1 pseudogene is annotated in these 407 nt (G+C 64.6%); it reads left to right on the top strand.

Annotation, left to right across the window (positions count from 1 at the left end):
- Window positions 1-407: pseudogene (locus tag HF680_RS15750) on the top strand (ABC transporter permease); the annotation flags it as partial.

Below are 407 nucleotides of genomic sequence, written 5' to 3'. Positions count from 1 at the left end.
CCTTGGGGCAGAGCGCGGCCATCGCATCAGCGGCCGGCCAGCAGTTGCAAGAACGCGCGCGCCAGAGAGGATTGCCCGAAACCGCATTGCAACTCTCCGCTGTCCAGGTGTCGATCGTCGGCAATCCGCAGCTCAGCTTCGAGCTTTTTCTCGGCGGACTTCTGGCGCCGGGGGTCCTTCATCTGCTGGCGGCTTGTTCCGCGGTGTTGGCGGTTGGTCGGCAAATGCAGGGCGGCTCTTTCAAGCGCTTCGAGGCCGAGACGGGCGGCTTCACGACAACAGCTCTGATCGGGCGACTCATTCCGCACTTCGTGGTCTTCAGCCTGTGGGGGTTGGCCTGGATCGCCTGGCTCAGCGGCGTCCGGGGCTGGGGTGTAGCAGGCTCTCTCCCTTTGCTGATCCTTGGC

It is taken from the genome of Brevundimonas huaxiensis (assembly GCF_014218725.1).
Classification (GTDB): domain Bacteria; phylum Pseudomonadota; class Alphaproteobacteria; order Caulobacterales; family Caulobacteraceae; genus Brevundimonas; species Brevundimonas huaxiensis.
This window is presented reverse-complemented; position numbering and strand designations above follow the sequence as displayed.